Genomic DNA, 25,622 nt, shown 5'->3' with positions numbered 1-25,622 from the left:
ATTACCCCGCGTTCATTTTAATATGTTATTCTCTTTGAAAACCTTAATTCAATCTCGTCTAAATATGTGTTTCATACCATGATTGATTTCATTTTCCAAAAACCGAAAATCATCAGTTATAAATGCCATTATACATTTTATCACAAATGCCTGATCACAATCGGGAAGATGATTTGGGGTGGATAAAATTTTTGTTTTTTCTGCACCTAAACATAAAAAGCCCCTACTCTTTTTCTCTGTTGGTCTTTCATAGATTACATCAAACAGTGGTCCCGAGTTTTCCAGTTGTTCTCCGTAAGTGTACTGACCGGCTATGGTTAAATTAGATTTGAAACCTTGATCATTCGTAGTTTCTACATCGAAAAAATAAAAATTATTTAAAACCTCTTCTTCTTTATTAAAACATTCGAGATTTAACTTTGCCCAATCAATTGCTAAAAAGCTTTTTACAGTTTCTTCTTGGTTGATGTAATTAATTTGGGTAATATATTGATCAAACGGATTTTGAAAACTGATTTTAAATTGTTTCATTTTATTGATTTCAGATTTTTAAGGCTTTATTTCTATTTTAGTTCCAATTTTTACTGATGCGTAAAGTTCATCAACTTCGCTATTCGTTAAGGCAATACAGCCGTTTGTCCAGTTTATTAGTCTTTGAAATTTATTAATGATACCCAAGCCGTTTCTAATACCGTGGATTTTAATATCTCCACCCGGAGGCTTGCCAATTGATTTAGCATGGGCAATATCTTTTTCATTTGGATAAGAAACACCTAAATTTTTGTGATAACCACTTTTATCATTTTTTGCATTGATGGTATAAACTCCTTCCGGCGTTTTTTCATCCCCCTCAAATTCTTTGTGGCCCATTGGCGAATCGCCTAAGGAAATCTGATAAGTTTTTAAGAGTTGTCCATCGGCATAAGCCATCAATTTATTTTCAGATTTTTTTACCACCAATAAATCTACCTTACTATTTTCGGGCAGTTTTTGCTCCGGATAATTGTTGTAAATTAAGGCAACCACTAATATAATTACAGTTATTAAAATTACTTTTTTAATCATTTTACCTTTTTAGGTGAAAGTTGGAGTTCTATCCTGTTTTTCTAACAGGAAGCGGTTTTTGCTTTTTTTCCGTTGCAATTTGTTTGGGTTCCATATTCATTAGTATAGCTGTTATTAGTTTTAAAAATCACTCCTAACATAACTAATTATTTTTTTGCGATTAGCTTAATTTATTAATCGTTTAAATTTGAGGGATATTTGTTTGAAAAACACAACTATTCGTTTTTATACGTTTTGAATAAACAAGGTTAGACTATCATCAAGCGGGGTTATTTCTCAATAAAAACATATTCCTGCTAATTAATTATTAATTTCAGCAAAACTATTTATCAAAAATAACTGATGTTTTTTCGGTACTAATTCTTGTGAAATAATGAAGAATTATCAAATGTTTACCAAATAAATATTTATAAATTTAATTTTATTCTTTAAGCCAGATAAAAATCTCTTTTTAAAGCCTATATATACTAATAAATATTATGGAAACATTGCCAAGAACAGGCTATGCAATTTTAATCGCATTTGCATTATTCGGCTGCCACACTCCGCAAAAAGAAAAAGCAACTAGTGATACTGTAACTGTTGCGACTCCAATACTTAAAGAAACTAAGAATCAGATTCCTAAAACCAATAGTTTAGACTATGATAGAATCAAAGTTATACGGCAAGTTTTTGTCATCATGAAGCAGGGAATTCCTTTGAGGGAGGCGACTAGCGAGCAGGCTAATATTTTAGGACATGCTGAATATGGCGAAATGCTAGATGTTGTAGAAGATTTAGGCGATTGGATAGCTGTTAGAGGAAGAATAGGCAGGAATTATGTTAAGGATGACGGAACAAGAGTGGAAAGTTCTGGCTGGGAAAAGGTTTACGTGGCTAGAAATGAAACCGGAACTTTAGATGAAATACAACTTACTCAAAGTGATCTAAATATGATCACTTCCACAAACATCAATCAAAAATCAGATTTTTTTGAAAAAGGTAAACCTTTAACAACCCATCTAAGACTCGAACTGATTAATCAATCGGTTTTTGAAACTCAAAAAAGTAACATCGTTGATTTTTTATTGGCTGATACCAATGTCATCATCAAAAAAAATGGGATCACTACTTTGCCCACAGCAAATAAACCAGTTAAAATAAAAGATAAGCCAGGTGAAGAAGATAGAGAAGAATATAAATATTTCGGTCAAATAGAACATCTGAATCAATATTTAGTGGAGGGTTCTTATTATGAAAGTCATGATTTCAAATTTTTTGATAAAACCAGCGGAAAAGAAACACAGGTTTTTGCAGACTACCCACATATCTCGTCAAACAGAAAAAACATCATTAGTATTTATGGCAACCCTTACGACTCAACATAAGATTTAGAACTTTATAACATCAATAATAATCAGATAAAACTGGTAATGACGGCAAGCTTTAGTAAATGGTTTCCTAGTATAAAGAATCCTGATGATATTTTCTGGGGTAATGACGGAAATTTATATGTAGCGGTTGTACATATTAAAGCAATGTGGGGAGAAAGCCAACAGGAAAAACCAAAAAAGCAATATATTAGGATTAAATTGATTTAAATGTAATTATGATGTTTAAAAAATTAGGTGCTACCCTCCTATTTCTAACTTTTCCAGCATTGCTGATTGCGCAGGTAAAAATACGTAAAGGTTATGCTGAATTAACAGAAAGCCCTGCTAGTGGAAAAAAAATGGAAAAAATTTCCTTGTTTTTTGATGATGATTTAAGGAAAGATGAAGCGGTAATTGTTAAGCACCAATCTAGTCTTTCAAATTATAAATTGCTCATTTACCTCAGCAGTTTAAATAAACAATTTGAGATAGACTTACCATCAACAAACGATTTCCAAATTTACCCAATTCCGTTGACGCTTAAAAACAAGGCATTACAATTTGGCTATTTTGAAGACGGAACTTCCGCTTTTGGTCGTTTTATAAAATTGAGGTATGATACGCCATCAAAAAAAATTAAAGTGATTGGTTACGATTCGGGATATAGAGCTTTACCTACAGAACACATCGATAAATCTTATAATCTGCTAACTGGAATTTATGTTGTAAAACGAACTTACTATAAAGCAGATGGCCAAACAAAAACGCAAAGTTTTACCGGTAAAAATGACCATTTTAAAAATATGGTTTTTATAGATAATTTAGATTTAGAAATGTTCAATAATTTAGATGATGTTGGTAGTAAGTATGAATAAACTAGCGGTAAAAAATATTTATTTGCTTTTCACGCTTATTATTATGATCGTATGTTCATGCAATCAAGCAAACAATAATGATAAGAAAACTTTGATAAAACAGAAGAACAGTGTTGAAAAACCTGCTACGACAAATCAGAATTTAAACACCAAACGCTCAACCGAGGAAATAGATGATGGAGAGCAATGGCTGAAAAATCTTTTTAAATGTAAAAATGGCAATAAATATTGTTTTTATTTAGCAACCGAAGACGAAGTTTGTACAAAACGATTTTATCAATTTATGATAGATTCTGAAGAGCTATTTGGAGCTTCAAATTTAACTGAAGAGGAATACCCAAATGCAGTTAAAAAGTATAAAGAAAAATGGGAGAAAATTTATCCGTTAAGAACTGAGACGGAACCTTGGCTTTTTGGCAGAGGTCAAGATGATATGGAGAACATTATTGATGTGAAAGTCTCTAAAATATCAGATTTAAATTATTTTGTCATTGTGGATTTTGGAGAAGATATGAAAACAAAAAGCAAAGTTACCTTGGTGAAAAATCAGGATGATTTTAAAATCGATTATAGTGAAACTGTTTTTCTAAATCAATAGTATGTCTCAAATCAAAAAAAATAAAGTTGCGTTTTTTTTGTTCTGCATCTTTCTAATTGTTCATTCATCTTGCAATAATCAGAAAACTTCAGATGGAAAAGATACTGTAAGAGTAGCTGACTCTTTGAATCGGAGCAAAGAAAACCTTACAGAGGCTGAAAAATCGGAAAGCCAAATTACTTTGGATGAGTAAGCAAATCAAAAAAATAGTCCAATCTTATCTAAAATAAATTCAAAAATAGATACCGCTTTGTTATTTGGTATTTGGACGATTGACCCAAATGGGCCGCATGCAGATTTTGTGCTATCAAAAAAATCTTATTACATAGTGGATTACGATGGAGATGCGGATTTTCCTTATATGTTGAAAGACAATATCTTAAAAATTCACTTTAAAGAGAATACCATGGAAGGCGAGGTGGTATCTGTTGGGAAAGATAGTTTAAAAATAATTTGGAGCCACAATACAGACACCAACAAATATGTGCGTTGGAAAAAATAAATATAGGCTAATAACAATTAAAAGCTGAGTAATCTCTCAGAAACCAACTTGCTTTTTTTTATATTTAAACATCAACTAATCTAAAACTTACAATGATTAAAGCATGTTCAACAATTATAATAGCCGGTATTTTATTAATATTTAGCTGTAAGACCACTCAAATTAACAAAATCAATCATGCTGATTTAGTTATAAAAGCCGGATTTATTTGTGGTTGGGGCTCAGGTCAAGACTCACTTGAAATTTCTTCTAGGGCAATAAAATACACCTATGCTACACCAAGAACATCCTCAGCCAAAATTAAAAAAACGCGTAGCGTTTCAAATTCAGAGTGGGATGAAATAGTTAATGCTGTTAATGTAGACGATTTTCAAAAATTAAACTATCAAACCTGTAACGTTTGTTTTGATGGTTGTGATGAATGGATTTCTATAGAGAAAAATAATTTTTCTCATAAAATTACTTTTACAAAAGGTACAAAGATTGACTCCATAAGCAAATTGCAAGTTAAGCTTGAACAATTAAGAGAAGAATTTAAAAAATAAATGTAAACAGGTTTTAGCTTATGAAATTTATTTATTTGTTGTTCGCCATGCTCGCTTTAATTAGTTGTAAAAAGTCGATAAAGAAAACGGAGCAAACATCGGAAAAACAGGTCGGCATTGGATTACTAAATGTAAATACAACTTCAATAATTTACTTGTATAAAAATGAAAAAGATGCAAAACCTATCGACTCCATTAGTTTCAAAATCAAAAATAATGGAAGTACCAAGTTTATAACCGATATAGATTTAGAACCTTATAAAATTTTTGAAGGAAATACTGCTGATGAGGGAAAAACCAACATTAATATGGGCTTAGTTCACTTTGGCCCGTCACTGAAATTTAGGGTAATTGATTCCACAAAAAATGCCTTCAAAATCATGACGAATGAGAAAACGTATGCATTTTATTATTTGAGAATAGAAGATAAAAATGCCTATTATACTACCGAACAACAGTTACAGGATAATAATTGTATAGGTTGCCCCAATTCAAAATACAACCCAAATTGGTTTGTATTTGAAACTTGGGAACGATATTTGAAAAGGGTGGCATTTGCCCGAAAGAAAACGCTGCAAGTTTATGATCAGCCTAATGGTAAAATAATCTTCACAGATACAGCAAACAACTATATTCCGTTTAGTATTTCTCAGCTAAAAGGCGATTGGGTTAAAATAGAAAAACCTTATGGAACCGCCGACGAAACCTTCAAATTTAACGGTTGGACTCGATGGAAGAAAAAAAGCGAAATAATTATTGAAATTACCGAGCAATTGTACGATTAGAATCTATCCTACTTCTGTTTTAAACAAAATCACTACACCTAGCGGAATAAGCTTTTTAAATGTTGTTTTTATCATCATTTTAACAACGTAGAAACGCCGTAAATCATTTTAGTTTTTATCTTTTGGTTTTATCAATGATCTCATTTAACGTTAACCATTGCATATTTTTAACATTTTTAGGATGAAAATTTTGTGTGTGATGACCATCAAAGAATATAACAGGCACCTGTGATTGATGTTTGGCATCTATTTCCCACCCCTCTTCTCTCGTGATTTCGTGGTTTAAAGAACAATATAATTGAACCGCATGCCTGTTTTTTCTTGCTTTAACAGTTGAAATATCCCAAGGATAGCCCCAGTATTTTATGTTATCTTCAATAATTACAGGATTTATATACAGCAATACGGTATCGTTTCCGCTAAGTAAATTTTGATCTTGTATGGTGTATTCGGCGCCTTCTTCATCACCCAATGCGTCGTAAATCTCAGGTTCGGGATCATCATCCAAATTAATAAACCACCTATAATGGAAACCATCTGAAAAGCCTTTATTTTTTTTAAGGATCTTATAACGAGAAGAAATCCAATATTCAAAACCCAGTCCATTAGCATCCAGTTCTGTTCTAATAATGTAATCTAACTCTTGGTCGCCATTAAAGTCAACAGTTTCTACGCTATCAATTGTTTCTTTAATTACGTCTTTAAGCTTAAGACTAATAGGGATTCCTTTCGCTTTATCAAATACAACGTTTTTAAAAATAGGAATTTTTTGAGTTGAATCAGTGGTTTCGCTCCCCATGTGTCTACTAATGGTATCCGCCATTGCTATCTCCTCTTGTTTTTTATCTGTTTGGGTACATGATAAAATACAACTGGAAAACAACAGGATCATTATTGATGACTTTACTGAAATTTTCATTCCCTAAATAATAGTTAACCCTAACTGTTTAAGATAAATCTTAGGTAAATAAATAACACCTGTTTCAGGATTAAAGCTAAACCTGCTGCTTTCTTTGTCTTTAGGTGTTATCGTTAAAGTGTGTTCTGTTTTATTTAAATATAATCTAAGTCCAGATTTTGCTTCTAAAATATGCTTACTAATTTCTTCTGTTTCTTGTAGTGCAAAAAGCATGTTGCCATTTGCTAACTCTTCTGTATAAAAAAATGGTTTAAATGGTTTTTTATCCTCTTTTTTCGGCTCTTGTGCATTAGTTCTGGGCATACTTGGTGCAGCCACTATCATTGTCGGCGCTGGAGAATTATCACTATAAAAAGCCAGATTTTGATCAACAATTTTCTTGCTGCCGTTTAAAAGTTGTTCTTGTGTTGCTTTTGCGAGAACGAAAGTTTTTGTTAAACCCAATTTACCATCATATAAATTATGCGTGTTGCCCTTGCTTAATAAAATAAAATCAAAAGGTACTGGTTTATTGTAGTCTTTTATTTGAATCAATTGAACTTTCACTAATCTATCTTCCTTTTCTGTTTCGGGTTGCTTATACATCAAAATATAGCTATCGAAATTACTTTTTATTAAACGTTTTAAGGTTTCATCGTTAGCTAAAATAGTGGAGGTTTTTGCTGGCATTTTCTCTATTTTTGGCGGTAAAGGAATTCCCTTTTTATCATAAGAGGTGCTTTTTGAAGGTACTCTTTTTGGGTAATACGTTGCAATGATATAATTATCTACATTTTTAAAATCCCAATATTCTTCTGTAAGATTTATCGTTTTATCAGATTCTTCACTCAGTAAAAATCTTTTTCCCTTGTTAAGAATCATGGAGTAAGGAACATCCTTAATTTTAACTTGTTCCCTAAAAATATACTCGAAAAATTGTTTATTGCCGGTTTTTGCATCAATAATAACATGCTGTTGATCTTCCAAACCCTTCAAATAAATTTGACTTTTCGCCTCAATTATTTCTGAGTTTCTATATATAGGCTTTACAACCTCATTACCCGAAACATCGGTTATACCATGCTTTCCATTGATGTTAAATGGAAAATATTTTTGTTGGGCACCTACCAAGTTGTAACAAGTAAGTAATGTGATGCAAATAATTAGTTTTTTCATTTTCTTTTATTTTAATAGTGTTGCGTGTTTATATATCGCAATAAGACTGGTGAATCAACAGCAATTATATAAGTTAGAGACTTTAAAATCAATCCTTATAAACACCTAAAATGATGAGTTACCACTAACCCGTAAAAATATTTTTTCATTATGTTTTTGTATCGTGACAGCCTTATACTATAAAATTAACGCTAAAATAAGTATTACTCCCACAAAAATCATCTTCAATTATTATTAGTGGATATCTGCCCGAAATCCGTTAAAGTTCCTCCATTATTTGTTTAAACGATTTTTCAATTTTGATAGAAAACTCATTTTAAGAATGATTTTTTGCTGTTATTGTACGTAACTAAAAACTGTTAAAACAGAACTGAAAATTAGCTCTTTTGGCTATAGTGCGTTAAATTTCAACAACACGAAACTACAGATAATTAAAAGTTTCTAACGCATTGTGTGTAAACCTAACGAATAATTTTTACTCTTTTGATTTGCGAATTTTATTCATCAGATTTAGTTAATTTTAATTATGTAAATAACAACCTATGATTATTTTTGGCACACGTGGCAAGTACTTAAAGCAACAATCTGATGCTTTTGATTGTACAAATTGTGGTTCTTTAAATACTGTAAGAATGAGTTTTATTCAAAGGTATTTCCACATTTTTTGGATACCTATTTTCCCAACCTCTAAAACTGGCATAAGCCAATGTAGTAACTGCAAGCAGGCGCTATACCTTAACGAGATGCCACAAGCCTTGAAAATGACCTACAATGAAAGCAAAAAAACGGCAAAAACGCCGTTAAAATATTTCATTGGGCTTTTGCTGATCGCCTTATTCTTTGCTTTTGCTATATTAGGTATTGTGGCCGTTACTATAGCGGAAGGGAGATATGCGAAAAACTCAATGGTTGGAGATGTGTATGCAGTGGAATTGCCCAATAAGCTTTATACCTATTACAAAATTGAAGAAATACGAGGAGATACTGTCAGTTTTTCCGTACATGAATATACAGCAAGAACATTAGCTGCAATGCAGAAAGTAAGAAGACAGTATGAAGATACTTATGGAACAGAACGAATTAAATTTGCCAAGAAAGATATAAATGGTCGTATAGGTACCGCAAGAATCTCAAGTATAGATCGCGATTGATAAGAATTGCAGAAAAACAATTAAGTTTTAATTTCGCCACCCGTAAACATTTCTACCTAATGAATTTACGATACTTTTTTATAATAAGAGATGGAAATTGGATAGATTCCGTAAGTTTTTAACGACACATGAATTAATTATTTATGCATTTAAATGCGGATAATACGCTATATTCTACTGATGACAAAATAATGAGGTTAGCGCTAAAATTAATCTTCTATACCATGATCGCATTTGTTTTACTAGTTGTAATCAGTGCATTGATCGACAGCACCAGCTTGGGCTTTCCATTTTGGTTTTACAAAGATGCTTGTAGTATCAGTGTGAATCCTGAAACTGGTGAAACTTTTGGGGTAACAAGCGCAACTGATTGGCTAAATTTAGGTTTAGACATTGTAGTAGCGTTCATCATTGCTTATGCATTCCTATTTTTGCTGAATCGGAAAAAATTTAAAATAATAGCGCAGAAAATCTAAATTCACAGGTTAATACTGAATTACGTTCAAGTCAATCAGCAATTGTCATCACATTGTGCTTCTAATTCGAAGCCAAAATTTTTCGAACTTAACATACAAATAATTCAGCTGATCTAACAGAAACAAGCAAAAACTTAACGAATAATAAAGAAGAGAAATTTTATTGGAATAGCACCGTACATTAGACGATCAAAACCTGCTAAAATGGAAAATAAAAAATTTAAAATTTTAGCTTTTGTGCTTGTTATAAGTACGATAAGTGCTTTCGCCCAAAATAAGAAATTAGTAAAAACATTTAAATTAGGCACTGTCGGATATAATCTGTATTCCCAGACCGGCAAATCCAATTCAGGATCAGTCGACACGTCATTTTATTTGCTATACCGAGTTGGAAACACGAGAACAATTGTCAAAGAAATCAAGGAAATTACAGAAAAAGGTAATGGTAAAGTTCAACTGAAGACAACTTATGAGGTTTTTCCAAATTCAATAATTTTTAAAAGACAAGGCTTTACCGATGATGCGAACAGAAAGTATACTCAAAATAGTAAGGGTTTGTTATCATTTGAAAAGTATAGTATGCCAACCCCTACCTCTTCTAGCCCTGCAATAGCTGCAGTTGATAATTCTGATCATCTGGAGACAGTTGATGTTATACCAGAATATCCTGGGGGTATAAACAATGCTCGTAAGTACGTTGGCGAATATGTACATTACCCTGCTTCGGCAGTTGAAAATGAGGTTGAGGGTACTATAATTTTAGCCTTTGTCATTGAAAAAGATGGAAGCGTTACTGATATTAAAATTGAAAAAGGTTTAGGTTTTGGTTTAGATGAAGAAGTGATAAGGGTAATGATGAAAATGCCTAAATGGAGCCCGGCTAAACTCAATGGAAAAAATGTACGGTATAAAATGCGTATGCCTGTTAGTTTTAGGTTAAGCTAAAGAGTAATAAAAAGGTCTTATCATAACTAAGTAAAATAATATGTTCACTAAATGTAAATACAAAATATGGCTAACGTTAATTATTATACCATTTGATAGTGAAGAGACCGAAAGAGAAATGAAAAATTAAAAGAATAATAATTAGATGAAAATTAAACTAATAATTTGCATTGCTTTATTAATGCCCATATTAACTTTCGCTCAAATGAAGTTTAAATCTGTGGGCACCCCAAAACCCATTGAATTTACCTTTGGTTTTCAAGATAAAAAGGGTGCTTTTGTTTGGTACAAAGAAAAAAAAGAACCCATACCCATAAAATTTAAAGCACTGGATATTGATAGCGCTGATCGGGAAAGCGGTCAGCCGGATTTTTATCATTATAGATACACCGAAATGTATAATGGTAAAGCTTCCGGAGAATATGGCATTACCGAATGGCCAAGAAATGTAGATGATATTTATTACATGAGGTATAAAGATGGTAAAAAATTTAAATTCGAGCTGGTAGAAGATGAAGGGATGTATGATGGCAAAAGTATGGCGCTCTTACATGGTACGCAAATTCATTACTATTCATTTTATGGAGATAATTTAAGGTTTGTATATCCTGATAGATATCAAGAAAAACTGATTTTAAGCAAATTGTCAAAAGATAAAGCGAGGCATTTGGAAATTAATGATTACAACTTCGATGGGCTGGATGATATTGCTTTCGGTAAGGATAGTTTTAATGGACAAAAGGTTGTATTTGACATTCACGATATATTTATCTTTAACTCAAAAAATAAAAGGTTTGACAAATTACAAATCCCCAAATCTGGGACGCTTACTTATTTTAGCGATTTAAAAATAAATACCAACAGAAAAGAATTAACCACCAAAAGGAAAATTGGGGATCGTTGGAATTCTTATACCTACGGATTTGATAAAATGGGCATACTGGTACTGATTAAAAATGATAAATAGCTTAATTTTAATGAAATTAATTTTGATCAACTTTTTTCTACAGACATGTGTATTGTGCAAAACCATTCTACATCACAAAAAACTGCTGATCAAATTAAGAGAAACATTAGCTTTGCTAGGAATTATAATTACGCAGAAAACCCTGGCTATAATATGGACAGCCTCTACCTTAAATTTAACGGACAGCAAATTCGTAAAGGAGCATTAATTAATGGAGAAGAAACCCTTGTACATCCAAATTTTAATTCGGCTGGCATTTTTAATATTGCCAATAGTTGCTTTATATTTTTTGGTTGTTTTTAACTACAACCCCCACGAACACGATGTAAATGGCGAGCATCGACATACCATGGGACCTATGTTTGGTTTTGTGATTTTCAGTAGCATTATCGCTGGCATTTGGCTAATAGCCATTATTATAGAATTAATTTATAAGCATTTCAATACAGATAAAAGAGTGGCGTATTGGCTTATCTTTTTAGTGCTTATGGCAAGCTTAGGCATCTTGTTTTTTATATAAAACCTACTAATTCTTCATGTGATAGATTGAAGTAACATTATGAATGTACTAAAATAATGTACCCTATGAGAATTCGAATAAACAATTCGTTGAATTGAAACCCTCAAAAATTAAGGTATGGTTTGCATCACCGTCATTGAAAAAAGTTTATTGTTTTTTAAACACCAAATAGCGTGATAACTTTCTGATCCATCGGAATTGGTGGTGGCAATATAAATCTCTTTATTTTTACCAATATATACTTTTGTGAGCTCAAGATTTATTTCATACAACCGAGAAAGTGCACTTTTTGGAAGTTGATAAACGCCCGCTGTTGTTTTCAAACGCACCGATTTAAACTCGTTTTTTGGCATTCTATTGTCACTTCCCCAACCCGAAAAACCTTTTTTAATGGCTAAATCTCCTTTTGTTCCGGTATTGTTTTGATAAGCTTTTGTTTCCAAGGAAATTTCAAATTCTTCATTTTTAAAAACAATTTTATCCGCCGTTGTCAATTGTGCTTCAACCTCCTTTAAATCAGGCAACCTGGTAATCCTATTGCTGTAAATAAAACCACCTTCATTAGTATCTTCTGATTTTATAAAATCTTTGATATTGGCCTTCGGTTTTATCGGAAACCATACTGCAATCCAATTCCTAATTTCAAAATCATCATTAAAATTCCTGTAAAAAGGAAAATTGCTATTTTTATATAAAGTTTCAAGATTTTGATTTCTTTTAGGGTACAACCTTGGTTAAATAATCAGTAAAAATTTCCTCAGTTAAAGTAGCTAAAGAAAATAGTTTACCTGGTTTTATAGGTTTCCAAACAGTTTTAGGCTTATTCTCCTCATCATTAAATTCATTACCACCTGTAGTCTCGTTCATTTTTTTGGTAGAGAAATTAATACTGGTACTAGACTGCTCTCCGCTTGAGCGATGAAGACTATAATCATCATAACCAATCAATTCGAATTTTTGATTTTGAAATCTAAAAGTATAATCTCTATTGGTCACATACCAAGACCCACAGCTCGACCAATATTGATAAGAAATTTTAAGCAGTCCGTTTTGGATGCTGATTCCGCCTTCCTGCATCAGTGGATCTGCCAAGCAGGTCGACTCTTCATCATTTTCCGATGGAATAAACGCAGAGTTTTTAACAGCTAGATTGTATGTATTAGCTTTTGTTTTAAAAAGCACCAGCAGCACTCGTGGGTTAAGGTTTAATTTGCTTTGTCCTAATCCATCATTAGCAATTATATTTTTCGGATTTGTGTTTTCAATGACCATCACTTTATCCGCCAGACCATCTTTGTTTAAATCGCCCGTACTTTTTAAAATCATTTTCCATCCTTTCGGGACAAATGATTCGATGGATGATCCGCTTTGTGGAATGACTACATTTTCGCCCTGAGCAAATAAATGCGTTTTGATGACCACCAAAATGAAGAACAGAAGGATCGATTTCATAATCTATAATATTTCATATAAGCCAAAGCTATTCACGTAAATATGCATTTTTCCGCCAATCACAATTGTTTTTGGATAAGTCATATTGTCACATTTGAATTTCATATTGTTGATTTGATAATAAGCCAGATAAACAGGATTAGGCAATTTCCCATTATGCCAGGCAATTAAAACATCATCATCAAATTTAGTAATATCAGTTTTAGGTTTTAAGAAATCGATCTTAAAATGCTCGTCTTGTCTAACAATCAACGCATTATTTCTAACTTCAAAAACATCACATCTTTCGGTATTAACAATGATATATTCACATGGAGTTAAGTCAAATGGTTTCAATAATTCAACCTCATAATCCTTTAATGCCTTAAGGCCGACCGAATCATTTAAATTTTGAACTTCTTCTGATTTTTGATTAAGGCTATCTTGAACAACTATTGTCTTAAAATCTTCGTGTTTTTTATAGTCGGGATAGTGGTATTTTTGACGGTTAAAAAATAAATCCCCTTGCTTATCGATATAAAAAGGTACGTTCCAGTCATATATTTCTTCTAAAATCAATTCATTTTTAAGACTGGATATTTTAAATGGTAAGTTACTATTATCAGGTTTCAGCAAGATTCGGTCATCTTTTAAAAAAATGATCTCACTGAGATTCCCCATACCAACAACCTTTTTAAACTTTGATTTATCTTTAATTAAATCTTCTAATAATGGTAGTTCAGGATGAGAGTCATCTTTTGGGAAAGGGTTACATGCTGACAGGGCTACAGTACAAAACGCCGATAGAATAAATAAGGTGCTTTTTTTCATTCGTTTTTATTGTGATCAGAAATGGTTTACTTCTTCTTTTTCCTAATGGCATAAACCCTATATTTACTAGCAGAATACAGCGCAAATTTAAGTTTAGGGTCTGTAAAAATATTGATGTGAAATGGAGAAACAGATCTATCTTTACCGTTGCTTAAAAAGTAACGTACTTCAGGGATTGCCGGCTTAGCCTCTTCTACAATGAGGTTAGCTTGCTTTATTTTCAGGGTGTCATTTAGCAAAGGAATATCAAAATAGCCAGTACCTACCCACCCTTTAACCGAGAAACCCGAAGAACCGCCACCAATTGAATGGCCATATTTTAACTTTTGTTCTTTATGGTAATATTTTAAGCTATATTTCTGATTGGTATTATCGTACTGTTCATCATCAGAACTGCTGTAAAAATCATGCCTAAAACGTGAGTAACTCGGCTTTCTGTTAACGCGGATTTGCTTTGGAAATGGTCTATACAATATCTGCCATTTACCATCTGTGCAATAAAAAAGTTTTTGTAAACTCCATTCTTGGCCATTTGTATTGGTTTTGTTGTCAATGTCATAAAAATAATAATCTGCTTTGTCAACAAGTTCTTCCTCTTTTTGAGCCGTTTTTTCATCAGGCCAACTTAAATCCTCATTTAAAATAGTCATTTTTTTTGGTGTCGTATCACCATTTAATGGCCATGTGTGATATTCACAATCTCCATTATAGCGAGTATGAATAGTATATTCGTTGATAAAAAAAGTGTATTCTCCTCCTGCTCTTGGTACATAGATACTATCCAGAACATTTCCATTTTCATCTAACTTACTATAATGAACACCTCCATTTCCTTCAGGATCTAAGTCTCTATCTTCCTCTAAAATAACCTGATTGTTAACACTGTGAAATAAGCGTATTGGATTTGGACTCATGTAATTGAACGCCTCTGCCAACTTCGTTACTTCAAATTTATCAGATTTAAGATTGTCATCTAAAAATGAGTAATCATTGTATTCTGCTGGTAATGTTTCACTTTCTGGAGCCTTACAACTTTGTAATCCTAACATAGACAAAAGGAAAGATATGCTTATTTTCATCATTTTAAATTTTGCCATAATATTCATTATTTTGATGGATGATAGACTTGCACATGATGAAAAAGGTATTTCATAATTTCCATTATTTAAGCTTTTAGTTGCTTCATGCTATTTTAAAGGTCGGATTGATTGATTTTATTTGCAAGCAGCTATAAGCGATGTTTCTACTTCAACCCCCATTTTTTGTGCTTTGATTAAATCTATGCAGTAATCAGGGCTAGCTAAAAAGGATTTAATTTGCCCCCTAACGTAATAGGCAAAACCAATATTTTCATCAAGTGCGATTCCCTTATTGCAGTCTGCCAAGCCAGAAATAATATTTGGATCTACCGCTTTTAATGATTTTTGAGGCTTTACGGCCCAATTGATACGAAAAGGCTGGTTAGGTAATTTGGCACTAACAATGGCATTAGATTGTTTGACATTTTCTACCGCACTAATTTTTGCAATTGCCCTGCTAACATACGCTGGCGCATAATTTTGATTAATTTTTATGCTTTGGTTAAAATCAGATTGTGCTAATTCATACTTGTTCATTTCCAAATAGATATTTCCTCTCCTATCGTAATACGTCTCCTTCTTGAAATCGGCGATGTTTGGCGCAATTTCAATAGCATGATTCATTACTATTAATGCTTCCACCAGTTTTTCATTGTAGATATGACATGCTGCAATATGATAATAAATAGAAGCGATAGAAGCATTATAAAAAGACTGTCGCTCTTGTTGGCTTGCATTTGAATAACGAATATTGTTTGCCAATTCGGTCGTCAAGCTGGATTTATTAGCCAATGCGGATTCGTAAGCTACGATAGCATTTTTATAATCCTTAACGGCAAGGTAAGCACTGCCTTTAAAAGATAAAATCATTGCGTTTTTAGGGAACTTTTGTAACCCAGCTATGTAAATGGCTAATGCTTTAGCGTATTGTTTTAGATTATAAAAAGCGACCCCACGTTGGTAATAAAAACTCGCTTTGCTTGCATCACAAAAATCAAGCATAGCGTCTTCTATTTTCTTAAACAATGTTGGATCGTTGATTTTTTCTTTTTGCGCCATTGCCTTTGCTTGTGCATAATCTTCACAAGAAGCATCCATGTTTTCTAGTTGGTAATAAACTTCTGCCCTATTTAGATAACCTAAAAAACCGTTTGGATTCAGTTTGATGACTTTTGAATAATCTTCCAAAGCCTTTACCGACTGTTTTAAAGCACTGTAAATAGTTCCCCGAAAATTGTACAATCCATACTGCTGATTATCCAATTTAATCGCTTTGTTAATATCAGTTAAAGCACCATCAAAATCGTTGCCTTTGAATTTAATTTTACTCCTATAAAAATAAGGATAGGAATGATCTGGAGCTAGTTCAATTGCTTTATTAAAATCGGCTAAAGCTAAAGCAATGTAGTTTTGGTTTAAATTATAAATGCCTCTTTCTGCATAACTATCTGCATTTTTTGGCGATAATGCAATGGCTTTATCATGGTCTGCCAATGCACCAAACTTGTCGCCACTCATTTCTTTTATTTTTGCCCGATTTGAAAGCAACAAATTGTCTTTTGGATCAGTAACCACAGCCTTATCAAGATAACTTATCGCTTGCTTAAAATCATTTTTCCGGGCATAAATACGTCCGATATTTAGATAACAACGGGCACAAGCAGGATTAACGGCCAAAGCCTCTCGGTAATATTTTTCTCCCATTTCAGCGTTGTTGATCTGCAGGTATCGGTAGCCCGTTAACCTCAACAAATTTTCATTCTTAGGTTACTTTTTTAATTCCGTTTGTAGATATGGAATTATTTTTTCCTGCTGACCTGTTTGAATAAAAGAATCTACCGCTTTTTCATAAATGCTTTTGTTTTGCGCAAATGCTTCGGCAGACACAAAAATCAGCAATAAATAAAAGATGAACTTAAATTTCATTGGATAAAGTTTCTAATCGAATATAACAACAATAATTAGGGTGTTTTTCTTTTTTTATTAAACGTTTGTTAAAGCTAATTAGCTATTGATTTTTGGAGGTTATTCGGTTTTATTAAAAATCTGCTGCTAAAAGTATAAAAGCTTAAAGTTTTGGTAGCCTCATTTTGTTATTCGACATTGGCTTTGTAATAAGTAAATGTTTTTACACGCTGATCTCCCACCTTATTTGTTTGATAAGTTTTTACCATGAAACATTGATCATTTACCCATTTAATTTCTTCAACTGCGAAATTATCCGTCTCAAAGCTCATTTTTTCTTTCAAACGTTGTTCTGGTTTGCCCTCAATGTTTACTTTTAACAAACCTATAAAGCAACTATTTGCCTTATAAGCCAAGTTGTAATAATAAACCAAATACTTACTGTTTACAGATGGAATTGGGTTTTCAACAGCACCATCACCAATAGAGATGATGCTATAATAATGGGCAGTTAAGCTATCTAATAAGCCAAAAGAAGAAAAAGTTAAATTTTCGGCACTAGAATTTTCGGTAAAAGCATACATTTTTAGCCTCTGATAATATCCTAAGTACTCATAACCATCAAAATCATTTTGTTCCTGATTGGTTTTTTTAAGCTTTATTTTTTTGAATTTTGTTGGAAGCGTAAAGTGAGTTTTATTTTCTTCAACTTTAGCCTTAACCAAATTACTAACCTTTTTATATCGATTGTATTCCGTTTCATTACTTTGTTCAAACTTAATTTTCGGCAGATTTGCGTAATTGTCTACATAGCCAATACTTGTACTTTTAGCCTGTTGAGCACTTGCATTTATTAGAAATACCATAAAAAAGAATATCAATAGGCAGTATTTTTGACTTATTTTTTTCATTTCATCAAATTAGCTCAATATTTTTTTACAAATCTTTAAAAAGTGCAGCAACACTATTTTCCCTGTCTTTTCTTCTTCATTTTAAATGATGTTTTGTTCTTTAAAATCCTTTCGATTTTTTGATTCAGTTGCATTGGATTTTCGTCAAAATCGTCTTCAAAACTTTCTCCTATTTGAACTGCTTTGCTACTTGCCGAAATTTTATAAATGCTGTAATTATTAATCCCAGAATAACCATAAGCTATAATTACTCGATATTTTTCGTCGTAGCTTGGATTAACAATAGTCTCAAAGTCTTGAACTTTAGTTAGCGTATTCTTCTTCTCATCAACCAAATACAAATAATAAAACTCATTACTACCACGGGCGCCTGTTGTAGAAAAAACAAGTAAATCTTTTATCCCATCATCATTAAAATCCTCGTAGGCCACACTGCTTGTTGGTTGATTAATGATTATCGGTTCTTTCCAGATGAGCTTGGTTGAATTGGCCGTCTTCTCTACAAAATAAATTTCACTGTTTGCATCATCTTTTGTTTGTTTTATCGAAACGATATAATTTTTATTGGCAAAAGGATAATAGTTTTTCCATGCATACTTTTCTTTTTTTAAAGCATTTGCGTTAATTAATTTAGTTTTTTCCTGATTAAAGATGTCGGCACATTTTGCCGAATAATCATAGGGAATTGTATCATCAAAGTTATTCAGATACGTTTTCGGAAAAATCATTTTCCTTTTGATGGTAGGTATTTTAACCAGTTCCTCATTCACTAAGTCGTAGTAATTCCAATCTCCTACATAGTCATTGGTAAGCAAATCTATACTTGATTCTCCACTTCCGTCATTATTAGCGGGCCCAAATTCATACCGGTCCATTGCCACCAACTGAACTTTTTTATCAATTTTATTGTAAGCGAAATCCGCATGATATCCAGCTCGCATCCATGGAACGCTATAGGTAAATCCACCCGCAGACTCACGAATATGTGATTGGGGTTCTTCGAAGGCGAGCTCTTGACTTTGTACGCTCGTAAAATTCTGAGTGGATAGTTTACATATAATGATGGCTTTAACCAGATCAAAAATTACAGTATCCGTTTTGTGATCAAAATCTAGGTCAAATTTCAAAGTATCATTAGCGTTAAATTCTTTTTTGGATAGGATTGTTAAAATCTCAGCATCATTGGCAAACTCCAGGGTAAATTCGCTGGCCTTCTCTTTAGCTTTCCAACTTACGTCGATAGCACTTGCCATCACGTTTTCTTTTCTTTCAGTAAGCTTTAAAACGGCATAATTTTGTCCGTATGCTAAAAAAGTCATCAACGATAGGATCATTGTGCTTAATATTTTCATTTTATAATTTTTGAGTTATCATTAATCATTTCATTTTTTGAACTTTTTGTATAATATAAAAGAAAGGGCAATTAATCCTAAAAAGCTGATCACTATAACCGCATAATTCGTTTGGTTATCACGCTTTGTTTTTACCGAACCTTTTACATCTTTAATTTTATAAAGTGTTTGCAAAGCCTCATAATCATCTGCTTTGTAATGATTTACAATAGCAGTCTGTATCTTCTGCCATTTCTTCACCTTATCATTAATGTAATAAACCGCATTTTCATCTTTAAAAAAATGATGATAAACCACCTCCACTGGTGCACTGTTTGGCATATCTCCCGAGCAGGAGTTGAGTACTTCAACAAAAGAGCCTAGATAACTTAATGTTTCCTCATCTGCATTAATTGAATAAGATTTAGTTCCGTCAAAAAGTGAATGATTTAACAAATAGTAGCAACCCAATTGTTTGACCACCTTACTTGTTAAAGCTATTTTATCTGCAAATTTAACATCAGACCGTTCTCCGACGACGTAAAAAAAGTCATCGCTTGTCAAAGCTTTTGGCAATTGCCGATTATAACTATCTACTGTTGGGTAAAATTTTGCATCAGCTGGGATGGTTGTGCTTGCCAATCGATAATTATCGGTGTTGCCCATATAATAGAAATCTTTTCCTTTAAATAGTTTTCCTTCTACAGCAGTCAATTCGTTAGCACTTACTATTATTTTGGCAGGAAGACTAAAGTTATCATCCCATATCGGGTAGATATTGTTTCTAAAAAACAAGTAATTATTTTTACCAGCCAAAGGTTTTAACAACTTTGCTGATGAATAGGCATAATCCACCTCAATGTCTTCTCCATTTTGTGGATTTTTACGCGTAGAGGATGCGCCGTCTCTTTTCTTTAACATCAAATTACCTGTTTGCCAGAGCGGAATACTTCCATCTATTAACTTCATCGCATTATAGTCCTTATTAAAACCTAACGCTAAAAATTGGGGAGTGATATCTTCAAAATAGCCATCTGTACTGATTTTGATCATGGTGTTTTTATCTGCCAAATAATCTTCGTTTAATTGTGCGAAACAGCTGTAATGTACTGTTTCTGCGGGCAATAGACCCGGCAAGATGGTAAGCTCGTATTTCTTAGCATCGTTTAAATCTAGCTTTATGGCATATACATTTTTATGATCCTTTAAATAAAAACCACTTGCCCACGATTTAATATTGACTGTGCTTACAGGCAAATCTGGCATTAAAATTTTTGTAATCTTATTTTGCCAATTGTATATATAGTTCCATTTCCCATTAATTAAAAACAACCTGCCATTTATATTTTTTGTGGCTTCGTTGGCGTTTAATATTTTATAAAACTTGGCCAAATCTCCCTCATATTGCTCATCTTTTGCCAAGGTATAGACCCCTGCTTTATCTGCGAACACAAAAATACCTTCATCTTCGCCATAAAGTGTGTAGCTCGCTATATCGATACCTTTTATTAACCTGTTATTTTGCTTAACATAGGTAAAACCATTAGGGTCTTTCTCTGTAAATTGGAAATATAGGTGCCCGCTTTTAGTCACCAATTTTGTGCTTCTGGTGGTATGGTAATCGTAACATTCACTAGCTTTTAACACCTGGTTGGAAACAATAAATAAGAACATCAAAAAAAGTTTTTTCATAGGTATAAAATTATTTTCAATGGTTATGAAGCAATCATGATTTTTTCACAAGTTTCTATAATGCTTTAGTGTTCAAGAACTCGCAAGCTCGGTTTATTCATTCGTGTTTGTGATTGGCAAAATCATGATGGTTTCATAGTTGTTTATCAACACTAGTTCCTAAAAGTTAAACTTTACTGATAGTTAATTTTCTTACAGTTTTTTGCGTTTAAGTTTATTAAATTTAACAATAGATTTTTTAAGTTATATGTTCTAAATACATTAATAATATAAATACTGCACCTAAAATAACAGCAGCACCAATACTGCAAAAGCCGTAACTGTTTCTGCTTTTTATGAAATGGTTAAGTCCTTCAATGATTAGGAAAGCTCCCCAAATAAAAATTAGTGCAACGGGAATAAATTTGCCAATATCTGGCGACATTCCACTGTTTCCACTTTCACCTGTGGCGAATAATGCTATTGCGAAAAACACCATTGGCACTGCACCAATGAGTAGTCTGATAAAAAACCGTTTGGCTAATTCTTCTCTCATTTTTTTATCAAAATTACTGTATCACTAAGTTACACGTTATGCAAGGTTTTTTTTAATAAATCACTATTCGATTGATATACTTAATTATCCGAAAGGATTTAATACTTATTCGTTAAAAAAATGCTTCAATGCTGATCGCATATAGCGATAAAAAGCGATTTGGTGTTGATTGAAAAAGGAATGATTTTTTTCTCTGCCAATTTTAAAAGGTCAAACTGATAAACAATATTCATTTTATTGTAAGCGTCTTGTTCATCTGGCTTGTTTTCTTCTCCTTCAACATAATTCTGGAAATTGATAAATGCATTTTTGCTTTCGTTAAACTTCCAGTTGTCCTTGTCACTCGCATCTACAGTAGTTTGGTTGTAAAAAGGGTTGCAAAAAACTTTTTCGGTAGTTTGTGGAGCCTCTAAAAACTTTTTGATAAACTCGAAATCTTCTCCTTCAGTAGGTAAAGTATGTTTTTCCGACCCTTTTTCACTATGTCCGAAGAAGAGCTTTCCATCTGTTACCCGAGCAGAGAATGGTCCTTTGTCAATATCCCCTTTTCGGTAATAGGCAATGAAATCGTTGTACTTTTCTACATTTTCAAAAGTGTACACATTTCTCTTAATTTGCAGGTTACTATCATCATTATGATAAGGTTGGTCAGAAAATAACAACTGATCGGATACTTTCTTAAACTTCGCTACAGAAGGATAATCTACACAATTGGGACTTGGGTTAAAAACACTTTGCAATAACGGTTTTTCAATTTCCTTTTGGTCAAAACCCAAAAAAGTTGGTGCTTCATCAAAATGTTTAAAATGAATCCGACTACTGTCTGCTAAATCTTTATTGTGTCTGCTATAGACATAGAATTGATGCTCGATAGCGAATGGCTTAAAATCTACTTTATCATTTTCGATGATCCAAGTTCCGGCTATCACACCACCAAAAAATGCGACCACAAATTTATGGTCATCAAAAATAAAGAAAGTATTGCCTCCCTCGGGGTTTCCGGTACTTTGGCGATAAACACCTGCAATTGTTTTTTGCGCCATAGCAAAATTGAAGTTTAAACAGGTTAGAAGTGCCGTAAATGCAAATAATTTATTAAATCTGATCGTTTTCTTTTGTGATAAATTTCTCCAGGACAAACAAGGCTTATAAATTTATTGGAAAATAAGCTTTTTAGAATAACCATACAACACATTTATCAGATGATTGATGTAAGTTATCTGGATAAAACGTGGAGTTAGACACCTTGTAATCAGCAAAATTAAAAGCCTTCTACACTAAGTGCTTTCCATCTGTGCCAGCTTTCCTTGTACCAATAATGCATGCAAAACTTCTGTTGAAAATCCGTGTAGCAAAAGCCTGAAAGCAGCGCCCGCAGTAGGTAGCGGAATCATGGGGTGTTTATTATTTAGCGCCGTAAGTTTCTCGGGACAATCCATAATAGTTGCCGCATAAATCCCTATTACTTCATCAAGCTGTAAAGAATTGGTTGCTCTCCAAAAATCATTATCTGTAAGATAAAACTGATATACTGGAGTGAAAATTTCTATTGCAGTACCTAAATCGATGAAATTTGTCCACCCGTCTCTAAACTCTCTAAATGGAATTTCGCCTGCAGTAATCGCACTAAAATCTGGGCTTTCTTTTTTCGTTATTTTTAAACCCTTCTCTTCCATCGCCTTGTTGAGGTTGATGATGAAATTGTAAAGGTTAAGGTCATGCTCCAAAAAAAGATTGTCTTTTACATCAGTAACCCCTAAAGGCTTCAGGGGATTCATTGGAATATCTTCCGCCCCATCCACATTGTCTTTGATAAAGCGAAGCACTTCTGAACCGAGGTAAAAATGCCGAAGAATAATAAAGTTTGCTTCTGGCGTGATAAAATACTTCATGCCCCAAAACAAACTTTTATGCAGCATTTTTGGCGCATTGATTAAGTTTGGAATGAAAATCTTAAAAAATTGCATCAGCACAATAGAAAGTCTTGCAAACATTTTTGCCACTGGATAAAGAAACTGCCTACTTTTGGTAGAAGAATCGTACAAAAAGGCAGCTTTAGCATCTGCATTGAAGGGAACGCTTTTATCAAGAAACATCGCATGCCAATGGCTGGGGTTTCTCGGCTCGTTCACCATGTTTTCGAAATATTCTTTTTTATGCAACATGCAATATCGTCTTTAAAAATTGTCTAGTTCTTGTAATTGAAGCGTGTAAAGCTTAGCTACTACCTTCGCTGTTTTCACTATCTTTTCCGCCATTTCTTTGGTCAGCAATTCTGATTGGATGGCCTGCTCAAACCGTTCAAAATGATTATCGTTGCTGTCACTAGATTCGTGGTAGATAAAAAATGAAACCTGATCTTTATCTAAATTAAGTTGTTGCTGAATTGCCCTGCCCCACTTTCCAGAAACCCTGTTGCCCAATCCTTCAATAATAAACATGCCACCCAATAAATCAAATGGGTTTGGCTGACTTGCCCGATGAAACATATAGGCGCTGAGCGCTTCGCTCCCAATATTTTTATTACCGGTCAGAATTTCGTCCGCTAATCCACCGCAATTGATGTAGTTTTTCTCTAAAATCTGGTAATCTTTGTGTTCATCAGACGAATGCTTTATAAAAGCTGAACGAACCGGAAAATACTCCATACTCACATTAGAAGCTGCTCTTGCTATCCATTGCGAACCATCAATTACTTGCTGACGAAGGTTGACCAACAAGCGTTTGTATTCTTCCAATGTCAAACTCCCGTTAAAGATTTTCTTCACAATTGGCACTTGTTGCAGACCGCGTTCGAAATCGAACCAAACAACAGAAAGCTGGCGCACCAACCATTCCTGAATCGGCTTATCCTGTACCCGAATTTCAGGTGGTTTAATTTCTGCTATATCTTCTGTAAATGAACCTTCAGGTTTTTCGCCGGTTACCGTTAGTAACATATAACCTGTGATAAACCTGCCACTTTCTGGCACCATACACAGTATTTTTTGACCAGCCTTTAGGCTACCACTTTTAATTAAATCATCCAGCATCACAAAAATAGAGGCAGAACCAATATTACCTGTAGTGTAAAGATTGGTAAACCATTTTTCTGCTGGTATTTCTACACCACCTTTTTTAAGCAATTCTACAATCTGTGGCCTAAAATGATGGGAAGAGTAATGACAAACCAACCAATCAATATCATCTGGATTGAATTGATTTTCATCCACCAATTCGAAAAAGCGCTGAATACCCAATTTAATGATATTGTCTACTTGGCTCATATCCTGTTTGAGGTTTAGCGCCCCTGCAATATTTGCTTTGCTGATGTTGTCATAATCCAACCATGTTTTTCCAATCTCGCCAGCTTCTTTTTGCGTTCCGGTATACATACATAATTCATGTGCATGCGCAAAGGATTTTAAATCTATCCATTCTATCGCAAGCGATTTTTTTTGCCTACTCGGTACATTTTGCAATAACATCGCTCCTGCTCCATCACTCAGCATCCATCGTAGAAAATCCGTTTCTAAAGGCAAGGTTGTTTCGCCATTTGCAAAAGCTTGCTGACCTTCAAAACGCTTCGCTTTAAACATTCTGCTGGGCAACTCGGCTGCACAGCAAACTGCATTTTGAACAGTGTTAGATTTCACCTGTAAATAGGCGTTTTGTATCGCCATTAAACTTGCGGCACAAACACTTTGGTGCGAAGCCAACCCACAGCGTCCAATCCCACTTTCTGCATGCACCATACTCGCAAAACCTGGCACTGGCAAATCGCTTTGCGTAGTTGCCGTACTGAGCATCTCTATTTCATTAATGTCTAGCGAACTATTATTGATGCAAGTTTTAACAGCAAGCGCTGCCATTTCGTAAGCTTTATGCGTGGTATTTTGTTGACGGTCTAAAGCATAAAACCTCGTTTTTATTCCGTTTTTTCTTAAAAAAATCGCTCTTGTACGGGAAGGAGTTTCGTTAATTAACCCTAAAAAACCTTCCATTTCGTCATTTGTAACGGGTTCATTAGGCAGGTAACTACCTGTTGCCGTGATATAAACTTTAGTCATTTG

The 25,622-nt window shown here is 33.4% G+C and carries 28 protein-coding genes and 1 pseudogene; 11 read left to right on the top strand and 18 right to left on the bottom strand.

What is annotated here, in order from left to right; genetic code table 11:
- Positions 1-48 precede the first annotated feature (48 nt).
- Together GJU39_RS10730 and GJU39_RS10725 are read right to left on the bottom strand one after the other, a co-directional pair.
- Positions 49-531, bottom strand: a complete 483-nt coding sequence (locus GJU39_RS10730; RefSeq protein ID WP_154280806.1) for a hypothetical protein — start codon at positions 529-531, stop codon at positions 49-51.
- Between the two features lie 18 nt (positions 532-549).
- The gene (locus GJU39_RS10725) at positions 550-1,065 is read right to left on the bottom strand and encodes a L,D-transpeptidase family protein (protein ID WP_154280805.1); all 516 of its coding nucleotides are present in this window, start codon (positions 1,063-1,065) and stop codon (positions 550-552) included.
- A 479-nt stretch (positions 1,066-1,544) separates the two neighbouring features.
- Here GJU39_RS10725 and GJU39_RS10720 point away from each other — a divergent pair, with 479 nt between their 5' ends.
- The 6 genes from GJU39_RS10720 (at position 1,545) to GJU39_RS10685 (ending at position 5,722) form a co-directional block, all read left to right on the top strand.
- A complete protein-coding gene (locus tag GJU39_RS10720; RefSeq protein WP_154280804.1) occupies positions 1,545-2,432 on the top strand; it encodes an SH3 domain-containing protein in 888 nt (295 codons plus the stop codon).
- Between the two features lie 221 nt (positions 2,433-2,653).
- Complete coding sequence (locus GJU39_RS10710) at positions 2,654-3,292, top strand: hypothetical protein (RefSeq protein WP_154280802.1); 639 nt, start codon at positions 2,654-2,656, stop codon at positions 3,290-3,292.
- The gene (locus tag GJU39_RS10705) at positions 3,285-3,890 is read left to right on the top strand and encodes a hypothetical protein (protein ID WP_154280801.1); all 606 of its coding nucleotides are present in this window, start codon (positions 3,285-3,287) and stop codon (positions 3,888-3,890) included. Before GJU39_RS10710 ends, GJU39_RS10705 begins: the two co-directional genes overlap by 8 nt.
- A gap of 250 nt (positions 3,891-4,140) precedes the next feature.
- Positions 4,141-4,392 (top strand): hypothetical protein, encoded by a 252-nt coding sequence (locus GJU39_RS10695; protein ID WP_154280799.1) that lies wholly within the window; start codon positions 4,141-4,143, stop codon positions 4,390-4,392.
- Between the two features lie 92 nt (positions 4,393-4,484).
- Positions 4,485-4,937: a hypothetical protein gene (locus GJU39_RS10690; RefSeq protein WP_154280798.1), complete on the top strand. Its 453-nt coding sequence runs from the start codon at positions 4,485-4,487 to the stop codon at positions 4,935-4,937.
- Positions 4,938-4,957: 20 nt separating this feature from the next.
- Positions 4,958-5,722: a hypothetical protein gene (locus GJU39_RS10685; protein WP_154280797.1), complete on the top strand. Its 765-nt coding sequence runs from the start codon at positions 4,958-4,960 to the stop codon at positions 5,720-5,722.
- A gap of 115 nt (positions 5,723-5,837) precedes the next feature.
- On the opposite strand, the gene GJU39_RS10680 is transcribed toward GJU39_RS10685, so the two are convergent.
- Both GJU39_RS10680 and GJU39_RS10675 read right to left on the bottom strand, forming a co-directional pair.
- A complete protein-coding gene (locus tag GJU39_RS10680; protein ID WP_154280796.1) occupies positions 5,838-6,641 on the bottom strand; it encodes a hypothetical protein in 804 nt (267 codons plus the stop codon).
- 3 nt (positions 6,642-6,644) lie between these two features.
- The gene (locus GJU39_RS10675) at positions 6,645-7,796 is read right to left on the bottom strand and encodes a hypothetical protein (RefSeq protein WP_154280795.1); all 1,152 of its coding nucleotides are present in this window, start codon (positions 7,794-7,796) and stop codon (positions 6,645-6,647) included.
- A gap of 542 nt (positions 7,797-8,338) precedes the next feature.
- Between GJU39_RS10675 and GJU39_RS10670 the strand changes: the two genes are divergently transcribed.
- The 5 genes from GJU39_RS10670 (at position 8,339) to GJU39_RS10650 (ending at position 11,855) form a co-directional block, all read left to right on the top strand.
- Positions 8,339-8,947: a zinc ribbon domain-containing protein gene (locus GJU39_RS10670; protein ID WP_154280794.1), complete on the top strand. Its 609-nt coding sequence runs from the start codon at positions 8,339-8,341 to the stop codon at positions 8,945-8,947.
- Between the two features lie 191 nt (positions 8,948-9,138).
- Positions 9,139-9,423: a hypothetical protein gene (locus GJU39_RS10665; protein ID WP_154280793.1), complete on the top strand. Its 285-nt coding sequence runs from the start codon at positions 9,139-9,141 to the stop codon at positions 9,421-9,423.
- A gap of 204 nt (positions 9,424-9,627) precedes the next feature.
- Positions 9,628-10,368 (top strand): energy transducer TonB, encoded by a 741-nt coding sequence (locus GJU39_RS10660; RefSeq protein WP_154280792.1) that lies wholly within the window; start codon positions 9,628-9,630, stop codon positions 10,366-10,368.
- A 145-nt stretch (positions 10,369-10,513) separates the two neighbouring features.
- Positions 10,514-11,335 carry an XAC2610-related protein gene (locus GJU39_RS10655; protein WP_209437628.1) on the top strand — a complete coding sequence of 274 codons (822 nt, stop codon included), beginning with the start codon at positions 10,514-10,516 and terminating at the stop codon, positions 11,333-11,335.
- A gap of 211 nt (positions 11,336-11,546) precedes the next feature.
- Positions 11,547-11,855: a hypothetical protein gene (locus GJU39_RS10650; RefSeq protein ID WP_154280790.1), complete on the top strand. Its 309-nt coding sequence runs from the start codon at positions 11,547-11,549 to the stop codon at positions 11,853-11,855.
- A 110-nt stretch (positions 11,856-11,965) separates the two neighbouring features.
- On the opposite strand, the gene GJU39_RS10645 is transcribed toward GJU39_RS10650, so the two are convergent.
- The 14 genes and pseudogenes from GJU39_RS10645 to GJU39_RS10585 form a co-directional block, all read right to left on the bottom strand.
- Positions 11,966-12,583: a hypothetical protein gene (locus GJU39_RS10645; RefSeq protein ID WP_154280789.1), complete on the bottom strand. Its 618-nt coding sequence runs from the start codon at positions 12,581-12,583 to the stop codon at positions 11,966-11,968.
- Positions 12,573-13,307, bottom strand: coding sequence for a hypothetical protein (locus GJU39_RS10640; protein ID WP_154280788.1), 735 nt, complete (start codon positions 13,305-13,307; stop codon positions 12,573-12,575). The genes GJU39_RS10645 and GJU39_RS10640 overlap by 11 nt, the downstream gene beginning before the upstream one ends.
- A 3-nt stretch (positions 13,308-13,310) precedes the next feature.
- Positions 13,311-14,117, bottom strand: a complete 807-nt coding sequence (locus tag GJU39_RS10635; protein WP_154280787.1) for a hypothetical protein — start codon at positions 14,115-14,117, stop codon at positions 13,311-13,313.
- Between the two features lie 26 nt (positions 14,118-14,143).
- Positions 14,144-15,214, bottom strand: coding sequence for a hypothetical protein (locus GJU39_RS10630; protein ID WP_154280786.1), 1,071 nt, complete (start codon positions 15,212-15,214; stop codon positions 14,144-14,146).
- 117 nt (positions 15,215-15,331) lie between these two features.
- Entirely contained in the window at positions 15,332-16,690 is a 1,359-nt protein-coding gene (locus GJU39_RS10625; protein WP_245227785.1) for a tetratricopeptide repeat protein, read from the bottom strand.
- A gap of 69 nt (positions 16,691-16,759) precedes the next feature.
- A pseudogene (locus tag GJU39_RS24280) lies at positions 16,760-16,945 on the bottom strand (tetratricopeptide repeat protein); the annotation flags it as partial.
- 18 nt (positions 16,946-16,963) lie between these two features.
- Complete coding sequence (locus GJU39_RS10620) at positions 16,964-17,122, bottom strand: hypothetical protein (RefSeq protein WP_154280784.1); 159 nt, start codon at positions 17,120-17,122, stop codon at positions 16,964-16,966.
- Positions 17,123-17,289: 167 nt separating this feature from the next.
- Entirely contained in the window at positions 17,290-18,012 is a 723-nt protein-coding gene (locus GJU39_RS10615) for a hypothetical protein (protein WP_154280783.1), read from the bottom strand.
- Positions 18,013-18,065: 53 nt separating this feature from the next.
- A complete protein-coding gene (locus GJU39_RS10610) occupies positions 18,066-19,364 on the bottom strand; it encodes an XAC2610-related protein (RefSeq protein ID WP_154280782.1) in 1,299 nt (432 codons plus the stop codon).
- A 30-nt stretch (positions 19,365-19,394) separates the two neighbouring features.
- A complete protein-coding gene (locus tag GJU39_RS10605) occupies positions 19,395-21,035 on the bottom strand; it encodes a hypothetical protein (protein WP_154280781.1) in 1,641 nt (546 codons plus the stop codon).
- A 238-nt stretch (positions 21,036-21,273) separates the two neighbouring features.
- A complete protein-coding gene (locus GJU39_RS10600) occupies positions 21,274-21,570 on the bottom strand; it encodes a hypothetical protein (RefSeq protein ID WP_154280780.1) in 297 nt (98 codons plus the stop codon).
- Between the two features lie 125 nt (positions 21,571-21,695).
- The gene (locus tag GJU39_RS10595) at positions 21,696-22,613 is read right to left on the bottom strand and encodes a hypothetical protein (RefSeq protein WP_154280779.1); all 918 of its coding nucleotides are present in this window, start codon (positions 22,611-22,613) and stop codon (positions 21,696-21,698) included.
- A 234-nt stretch (positions 22,614-22,847) separates the two neighbouring features.
- Positions 22,848-23,735, bottom strand: a complete 888-nt coding sequence (locus GJU39_RS10590) for a DUF6999 family protein (RefSeq protein WP_154280778.1) — start codon at positions 23,733-23,735, stop codon at positions 22,848-22,850.
- A gap of 12 nt (positions 23,736-23,747) precedes the next feature.
- Complete coding sequence (locus tag GJU39_RS10585) at positions 23,748-25,619, bottom strand: beta-ketoacyl-ACP synthase III (protein WP_154280777.1); 1,872 nt, start codon at positions 25,617-25,619, stop codon at positions 23,748-23,750.
- Positions 25,620-25,622 lie beyond the last annotated feature (3 nt).

This window comes from Pedobacter petrophilus (assembly GCF_009674725.1).
GTDB lineage: Bacteria > Bacteroidota > Bacteroidia > Sphingobacteriales > Sphingobacteriaceae > Pedobacter > Pedobacter petrophilus.
Note: the sequence above shows the minus strand (reverse complement) of the source record. Positions and strands in the feature narration are given on the sequence as shown.

Excerpts from the sequence above, each read along its gene's own strand:
- GJU39_RS10730 (WP_154280806.1), bottom strand. The coding sequence starts at position 531 with ATGAAACAATTTAAAATCAGTTTTCAAAATCCGTTTGATCAATATATT.
- GJU39_RS10725 (WP_154280805.1), bottom strand. The coding sequence starts at position 1,065 with ATGATTAAAAAAGTAATTTTAATAACTGTAATTATATTAGTGGTTGCC.
- GJU39_RS10720 (WP_154280804.1), top strand. The coding sequence starts at position 1,545 with ATGGAAACATTGCCAAGAACAGGCTATGCAATTTTAATCGCATTTGCA.
- GJU39_RS10710 (WP_154280802.1), top strand. The coding sequence starts at position 2,654 with ATGATGTTTAAAAAATTAGGTGCTACCCTCCTATTTCTAACTTTTCCA.
- GJU39_RS10705 (WP_154280801.1), top strand. The coding sequence starts at position 3,285 with ATGAATAAACTAGCGGTAAAAAATATTTATTTGCTTTTCACGCTTATT.
- GJU39_RS10690 (WP_154280798.1), top strand. The coding sequence starts at position 4,485 with ATGATTAAAGCATGTTCAACAATTATAATAGCCGGTATTTTATTAATA.
- GJU39_RS10685 (WP_154280797.1), top strand. The coding sequence starts at position 4,958 with ATGAAATTTATTTATTTGTTGTTCGCCATGCTCGCTTTAATTAGTTGT.
- GJU39_RS10680 (WP_154280796.1), bottom strand. The coding sequence starts at position 6,641 with ATGAAAATTTCAGTAAAGTCATCAATAATGATCCTGTTGTTTTCCAGT.
- GJU39_RS10675 (WP_154280795.1), bottom strand. The coding sequence starts at position 7,796 with ATGAAAAAACTAATTATTTGCATCACATTACTTACTTGTTACAACTTG.
- GJU39_RS10670 (WP_154280794.1), top strand. The coding sequence starts at position 8,339 with ATGATTATTTTTGGCACACGTGGCAAGTACTTAAAGCAACAATCTGAT.
- GJU39_RS10665 (WP_154280793.1), top strand. The coding sequence starts at position 9,139 with ATGAGGTTAGCGCTAAAATTAATCTTCTATACCATGATCGCATTTGTT.
- GJU39_RS10660 (WP_154280792.1), top strand. The coding sequence starts at position 9,628 with ATGGAAAATAAAAAATTTAAAATTTTAGCTTTTGTGCTTGTTATAAGT.
- GJU39_RS10655 (WP_209437628.1), top strand. The coding sequence starts at position 10,514 with ATGAAAATTAAACTAATAATTTGCATTGCTTTATTAATGCCCATATTA.
- GJU39_RS10650 (WP_154280790.1), top strand. The coding sequence starts at position 11,547 with ATGGAGAAGAAACCCTTGTACATCCAAATTTTAATTCGGCTGGCATTT.
- GJU39_RS10640 (WP_154280788.1), bottom strand. The coding sequence starts at position 13,307 with ATGAAATCGATCCTTCTGTTCTTCATTTTGGTGGTCATCAAAACGCAT.
- GJU39_RS10635 (WP_154280787.1), bottom strand. The coding sequence starts at position 14,117 with ATGAAAAAAAGCACCTTATTTATTCTATCGGCGTTTTGTACTGTAGCC.
- GJU39_RS10630 (WP_154280786.1), bottom strand. The coding sequence starts at position 15,214 with ATGGCAAAATTTAAAATGATGAAAATAAGCATATCTTTCCTTTTGTCT.
- GJU39_RS10620 (WP_154280784.1), bottom strand. The coding sequence starts at position 17,122 with ATGAAATTTAAGTTCATCTTTTATTTATTGCTGATTTTTGTGTCTGCC.
- GJU39_RS10615 (WP_154280783.1), bottom strand. The coding sequence starts at position 18,012 with ATGAAAAAAATAAGTCAAAAATACTGCCTATTGATATTCTTTTTTATG.
- GJU39_RS10610 (WP_154280782.1), bottom strand. The coding sequence starts at position 19,364 with ATGAAAATATTAAGCACAATGATCCTATCGTTGATGACTTTTTTAGCA.
- GJU39_RS10605 (WP_154280781.1), bottom strand. The coding sequence starts at position 21,035 with ATGAAAAAACTTTTTTTGATGTTCTTATTTATTGTTTCCAACCAGGTG.
- GJU39_RS10600 (WP_154280780.1), bottom strand. The coding sequence starts at position 21,570 with ATGAGAGAAGAATTAGCCAAACGGTTTTTTATCAGACTACTCATTGGT.
- GJU39_RS10595 (WP_154280779.1), bottom strand. The coding sequence starts at position 22,613 with ATGGCGCAAAAAACAATTGCAGGTGTTTATCGCCAAAGTACCGGAAAC.
- GJU39_RS10590 (WP_154280778.1), bottom strand. The coding sequence starts at position 23,735 with ATGTTGCATAAAAAAGAATATTTCGAAAACATGGTGAACGAGCCGAGA.
- GJU39_RS10585 (WP_154280777.1), bottom strand. The coding sequence starts at position 25,619 with ATGACTAAAGTTTATATCACGGCAACAGGTAGTTACCTGCCTAATGAA.